Origin of the sequence: Pelosinus baikalensis (genome assembly GCF_020819555.1) — a bacterium.
Lineage (GTDB): Bacteria > Bacillota > Negativicutes > DSM-13327 > DSM-13327 > Pelosinus > Pelosinus baikalensis.
Genome location: NZ_JAJHJB010000048.1, coordinates 25,182 through 31,269, shown reverse-complemented (window position 1 = coordinate 31,269; position 6,088 = coordinate 25,182). Strand labels below are relative to the sequence as shown.

At 36.2% G+C, this 6,088-nt stretch carries 7 protein-coding genes; all 7 read right to left on the bottom strand.

Going from position 1 to position 6,088, the window contains the following annotated elements; translation table 11 throughout:
* Positions 1 to 313: hypothetical protein (locus LMF89_RS22200; protein ID WP_439651950.1), on the bottom strand; the 313-nt coding region annotated here is incomplete at its 3' end.
* 1,144 nt (positions 314 to 1,457) lie between these two features.
* Positions 1,458 to 2,717, bottom strand: coding sequence for a Zn-dependent hydrolase (locus tag LMF89_RS22195; RefSeq protein ID WP_229536994.1), 1,260 nt, complete (start codon positions 2,715 to 2,717; stop codon positions 1,458 to 1,460).
* A 189-nt stretch (positions 2,718 to 2,906) separates the two neighbouring features.
* The gene (locus LMF89_RS22190; RefSeq protein ID WP_007959372.1) at positions 2,907 to 3,674 is read right to left on the bottom strand and encodes a formate/nitrite transporter family protein; all 768 of its coding nucleotides are present in this window, start codon (positions 3,672 to 3,674) and stop codon (positions 2,907 to 2,909) included.
* 430 nt (positions 3,675 to 4,104) lie between these two features.
* A complete protein-coding gene (locus LMF89_RS22185) occupies positions 4,105 to 4,437 on the bottom strand; it encodes a hypothetical protein (protein WP_229536993.1) in 333 nt (110 codons plus the stop codon).
* Between the two features lie 102 nt (positions 4,438 to 4,539).
* A complete protein-coding gene (locus LMF89_RS22180) occupies positions 4,540 to 4,707 on the bottom strand; it encodes a hypothetical protein (RefSeq protein WP_007959374.1) in 168 nt (55 codons plus the stop codon).
* A gap of 206 nt (positions 4,708 to 4,913) precedes the next feature.
* The gene (locus LMF89_RS22175; protein ID WP_229536992.1) at positions 4,914 to 5,243 is read right to left on the bottom strand and encodes a DUF960 family protein; all 330 of its coding nucleotides are present in this window, start codon (positions 5,241 to 5,243) and stop codon (positions 4,914 to 4,916) included.
* 341 nt (positions 5,244 to 5,584) lie between these two features.
* A complete protein-coding gene (locus LMF89_RS22170; RefSeq protein ID WP_229536991.1) occupies positions 5,585 to 6,022 on the bottom strand; it encodes a JAB domain-containing protein in 438 nt (145 codons plus the stop codon).
* Positions 6,023 to 6,088: the final 66 nt, after the last annotated feature.

Genomic DNA, 6,088 nt, shown 5'->3' with positions numbered 1-6,088 from the left:
CGATTCCCTTTTCAGGAATTTCTTCGATAATACCAATACTTTTTTGACGAAGAGCGTCTCGTAAAACTCCTCTGATTTTAAAGCGTTTATTCTGGCGGCTCACATAATCACCAAGACCGCTTTCTTTAATCCCCATGTCTACTAATTCAAGGAATGTTTTCTTATTGGCTACCGCCCAAGCTACTGCCTGACAAAGACGATCCACCTTAGCCTGGTCATAGGTTGCAATAATGGCAAGGGCTTTTTGTGCTCTTCCAAAGGCTGTGTCTAATTCTTCTTGTTGTTCCGTTGTGATTTCTTTTTCTTTTCCCATAATGTATGATTCTCCTTAGATTTATCCATTTTTTTAATTCATTTCTTTACTCTCTATTCCCGCGCATGAGTTGCAAAATATGTTTTTGCATGTTCTAAGCAGCGGTATGCATGTTCCATATAACCAAATTTCCTTCACTCGTACAACGCGTGGCAATTCAATCGAACATGGAACCTCGGGCATTCGATTCATGATCCATATTCTCTGTTTAATCCGTACTTACATGATGTACTTTTTTACCTGGGGAATAGATATCCATGATGTTCCAATGTCCCAGCAGTTGGAACCGGATTATTGATCATCGCTACGTCAATTACAACAGGTTTGTTTAATTCAATGGCTCGTTTGAGAGCTGGTTTGAATTCATCGGCTGCTGTAATTTTATTTTTGTACTTTTTTCTAGTTCTGCTAAAAAGGCAATCACATATGACCACAAAGACCGAAGATATGCTCTACTCCTCTGTTTTCCAAATACGTCACTAATTGTTTCGATATTAGTTCTTTCATGTCCATCCTCCTTAAAATTTGAGTGCTATATAACTTTATCTTTGTAGATCGATCTAATTAATGGACCTTCTACTGCATCTTCTCCCTTTCTAAACCACCTCTATAACTGATAACATAAGATGTATCTCTTCCTTGAAGTTGTATTTTTCTTCTATGTGCTATGCTATATTTCTTCGAATTTTTGTCTTAGTTAATTTTATATTATCTAAATTTTACATCAATTCTATCATCTTTTCAATCGATAAATACGATGCAATTAATACGTAATAGTTATAAATAAATTCTTACAAAAAGGGTTGATCTTGTGACACAGAAAAAGCTACTGGCATGCTGCCAATAGCCTAATCCTTGCAAAAACATTAATCAACGAACACCTAAGAATTCGGTTTACATCAATTAACTATCTTTTTTTCAAAATACACTCACAAATTCTCAAACAATAAGCAAGTCCAGAACATTTGTAATGGTCTGCCTGCTGGTATTACGTATTAAACATAGCTGTAATCATCGCAAGAATCATACCTGGCGTATTACGCTAAGCAACTTCTATTGGATCAGGTATTCTTGCTCATAATACTTTTGTAGCTAAATTGACGCAGACAGATGTAATGACTGTAATTGCATCAAAACTTATAAATTATAGCTTTGCTTTCTTCCAGGTAAACTCCAACTTAGCAATCTTACGAATTGCCGTCAAGAGGATCTCAGTCCCCGCTACTATATCATCCATACTTGCCCACTCTGCTGGATTATGGCTAACTCCTCCCTGGCAGGGAATAAATACAATACCAGTAGGAGCCAAGGAAGCTAAATGCATTGCATCATGTCCTGCGCCACTAGGCATCAACATATTCGGATAAGGATGCTGCTTGCACACATCTTGTAACTCTTCAACCATTTCTGCTAAAAGCTCAACGGGAGTCTCATCTGTAAGTGTAATCATCTCAATCTTTACACTTCGTTGCGTCTTAATTTTATCAATTCCTGCAATTAGTTCATCAACGACCCACTGCTTACTTGCTAATTGAGTTGCACGAATATCAATTCCAAGTTCCACACGTCCTGGGATTACATTAATGGCACCTGGATCCGCTTTAATTACTCCTGTTGTTCCTACGACTCCCAGATGGGCAACCTTTCTTGACAATTGTTCTACCAATAAAATTACTTCTGCTGCAGCTGTTAAGGCATCTTGACGCATGTTCATTGGAGTAGCTCCCGAATGGTCCGCCTGACCTGTTACTATTGCCTTGAAACGAGTAGGCGCTGCAATGCCGGTTACGATTCCAATTTGATGATTTGTTGTCTCTAAAACCTTCCCCTGTTCAATATGTAGCTCTAAAAACGCTTTAATATCTCCTTCATATTGGGCTTGCCGGATGTTCTCTGGTGCAAGTTCTCTTTGCTGCATCGCTTCACCTAAGGTGATACCATCCTTATCCTTATACTGAACTAAATTCTGAGGAGAAAGTTTTCCACAAAATGCCTTGCTCCCCAATGTAGCAACGCCAAACCGACTAGATTCCTCAGCCATAAACACCACAACTTCAATAGGATGATCATTTTGCTCTTGCTGCTCCTCTAGACATTGCAATGCTTCTATCGCCCCTAAAACACCAACAACCCCATCAAAATTCCCTCCATTCGGGACACTATCAATATGAGATCCAAGCATTACTACCGGCTTCTCAGAATATAAGCCCTCCCGACGTCCAATGACGTTGCCAAAAGCATCAACGTGAATCTTTAGCCCTGCATTCTTCATAAGTTCTATTACAACGTTCCGCGCTTCCCAATCAGCATCACCAAAAGCAAGACGTGTAATTCCGCCCCCATCTTGCCTTCCAATTGTCGATAATCTTTGAAAATTTTCTTCCAGTCGCTTGTAACAAACCATATAACCATCTCACTTTTACAAATTTTCAAGAAAAAAGAGACACCTAGGCTGTCTATACAACCTAGGCGCCATTGCCAATTTCTTAAATCATATATTTATCTTAATCCATTACTATATGTATGTCAACATAACACAATTTTCGGCATAAAAAACAAATTATTCATACAATTGTCATTATTTAGCTTACCGTTAACTTTGTTTAGATATATACCAATAAGGCAAGGCTACAAAAAAGATACCGCCAATCATATTGCCTAAAGTAACCCAACTGATATTATAGATAAAATCCAAAAGAGAAACAGCATCTGCTCCAGGCATGATCAAAACTGCCGACAGTAAGGTCATATTTGCAACACTGTGCTCAAAGCCCGTTGTAATAAAGGCAAAAAGGCACCAAAAAATCATGATGAGCTTTCCAGCTTCTTCTTTCATTTTAAAAGAGCACCAAATCGCAAGGCAAACTAATATATTACACAATATTCCCCTCGCCAGAAGCTCCATCCATGGCAAAGATACTTTGCTATGTGCAATTTTAACCATCAACATCGCCGTACTTCCTTGTCCAAGCCCTGATAAAATAAATAAAGATGCTAATAAAAAAGAGCCTAGTAAATTCCCAATAAAACTAAGAATATGTATAGTAAATACTTCACTAATCGTTACTTTCTTTTCCATCCTGCCAATTGTCATAATTATATTATTGCCTGTAAAAAGCTCCGACCCTGCCATAATAACCAGACTCAAGGCAATACCAAAAGAGGTTCCCATAATAATTTTCACCGCTGGAGAATCAGCTTGAGACAAAAGTCCGCCAATGGTAAAAATAAGTAATATACCAAGACCGACATACATTCCTGCTAGAACAGATGACAATAAATATTTGATAGGACTTCCCTTTAATAGCGCTCCTTTTGCCTGGGCTGCACTTGAAACTTTCTTTATTTCTTCGTAATACATCTGTTGCCTCCAAAACTACATCGATTTAGCTTACTAATTTAATGAAAGATCACAAATAAATAATGGATTTTTTTATAACTAAGCAGGAAATTAAGGTAATCAATCGAAGATAGCAACTATGCGATACTAAGGAGGTGTGTCATGACAATTGAATTTACCTGCTTGTCCTGTACTCGAACCTTTGCGATCCCAATTTCCGATTTATTCAAAACAGATTACCTGTCTTGCATTTGTTGCGGAAAACCAGTTCCAATTGACCTAATCAATTCACTGCAACATGTATGCAGAAGCTTTTCTTTAGATGCAGAGAACTCAACAAACGAATCCCTTTGGCATATTCGCTTTATCGAAAAGGATTAGAAAATATCTATGCCAAATACAAAGCAAATTATATAATCTCAACTAATTCTCTAATTGAGATTATATTGTATTACTCTTTTTTTAGCATGTTCTTCTTTTTATATTTGGTATAATATGATACGAACCACTGACGTAATACCACGAAGCTCTCAATTGCCACAAACATGGTATAAAGGAGCAAAACCAAGATACATACACTTTTTACAACTTCGTTCCCAATAACCGATTGGAGCATAAACTTTCCAACATCTATAATTGGACTGTCCATAGGTATATCTGTAGGAAGTGATACCCGTTGTATTAAATAAACAAGCCGCCCTAAAATCAATAAATATAAATACAACTTTCCAAGTTTTATGATTTGCAGATATTTTCCCTTTGATGATTCTTTTGAAGTTGACATTCATTTACCTCTCTTATTTTATTTATCGCTATTCATGATACAGTATATCATAATAGAAGATAAAATAAAAAAACCACTCTTTAAAAAAGTGGTTTTTTATTATTACCTCTTATACCCATTTTTTTCCATCATTCTCGCTCTTTGCTGATTCATTTTTTGTTTGTTAAGCTGCTTTAAATCCACTGGCTCAACCTTTGTACCGTACTCAGATGACAGCATCGTTTCTAATTCATCATGAGTTAAAGTATAAGAAATAATGTCTTTGCTCATGTCATTCTCCTTCCTCAATAATGTGCAAAAAATAAAGAAGATTTGACTCAGATAAATAACCTTAGTTTACCATCTGAATCTAAGTCTCATTTATCGAGAGCTTAACCACTTTGAACCCTCACTAATAAAAATTGGAATTCATAAGCGGTTTGCCCATCCAATAAGGAGAATCTTCCTCTTATATTTATATGCAAAAATCCATTATTTTATGAGGTACTTGCATCTGATTCTTTCACTTCATTGGGTAGCATCATTTCTCCACCCTCTTCGCTGCCTACAACCCATATCATAGCATCAATAGGATATCTGATCGTCTTATAATAAAATGTTTCTACCCGCTGGGGCGATTCCTGTCTATGCACTATCTTCTGAAATACCTCACCACCTGCATATTCAATGGATAATTCAAAAATCTGACGGGCATCGACTTGGAAATCATCCTTCTCCCATTGAGCAATTAATTCCCAAAGTATAATCTGTATATCTATGCCTACTGATGACGCCACTAAACTAGTAGCATATTTCTGCTCAAACATGAGAAACACTCCCATTCGATATTTTTCCTAATGCTCTTTTATATATTAATTTATGCAACCTAGAGCATGTACAGAACTAATTTCCGGAGAGTGTAAAAATAATTTAAAAAGTAAGTATTGAGTCTAACTTAACGACGTTATACTAAACTGAAAGTAAATTTAAGAGTTTGCATTTTGCAAACTCTTAAATTTACTTTCTTTTCTTCCCACTTAAACGTTTTAAGATGTTTTTTGTTTTCGTGGAATTGCACAAAGCAAAAATAGGGCCCCCGTCTCTTTCGAACGATGAAACTAAGGCTTTGCTATTTAAAGTTTACTGTCAATAGACCTTTCTGTGAAAATTATATGTACCCATCCACTTTAAGGCTAATGAATTTGTCATCACCAATAATAATATGATCAAGAACTGCTATCTGTAGTATTTTTCCACCCTCAACTATTTGTTTCGTTAATGCTATATCTTCACGACTAGGTTTCGGATCCCCTGACGGATGATTATGAACCAAAATGATAGCTTTAGAATTTGCTAATATGGCTCTTTGAAATATTTCTATCGGCGTAACAATATTTTCACTGATTGTTCCTATGGTTACTAAGCTTGTCCCAATTACTTGACATTTGGCATCAAGCATTATGATTTGAAAATGTTCAACTGGTAAATTTTCCATCATCGGTTTCATGATTTCGTACGCATCTTCTGCTTTAGTAATTTTCATAATTTCACTTTTAAAAGAACCATCTTTTGTTAGCGTTATACTATATCGCGGTATTCTATACATCTTCACACCTCTTTTGCCTACAGCAATAATACATTAACTATATTTTCCATTATGGCATGGATTAGT

What these genes read in the sequence shown, in the direction of transcription:
- LMF89_RS22195 (WP_229536994.1), bottom strand. Translation starts at nt 2,717, where the DNA reads ATGGTTTGTTACAAGCGACTGGAAGAAAATTTTCAAAGATTATCGACA.
- LMF89_RS22190 (WP_007959372.1), bottom strand. Translation starts at nt 3,674, where the DNA reads ATGTATTACGAAGAAATAAAGAAAGTTTCAAGTGCAGCCCAGGCAAAA.
- LMF89_RS22185 (WP_229536993.1), bottom strand. Translation starts at nt 4,437, where the DNA reads ATGTCAACTTCAAAAGAATCATCAAAGGGAAAATATCTGCAAATCATA.
- LMF89_RS22180 (WP_007959374.1), bottom strand. Translation starts at nt 4,707, where the DNA reads ATGAGCAAAGACATTATTTCTTATACTTTAACTCATGATGAATTAGAA.
- LMF89_RS22175 (WP_229536992.1), bottom strand. Translation starts at nt 5,243, where the DNA reads ATGTTTGAGCAGAAATATGCTACTAGTTTAGTGGCGTCATCAGTAGGC.
- LMF89_RS22170 (WP_229536991.1), bottom strand. Translation starts at nt 6,022, where the DNA reads ATGTATAGAATACCGCGATATAGTATAACGCTAACAAAAGATGGTTCT.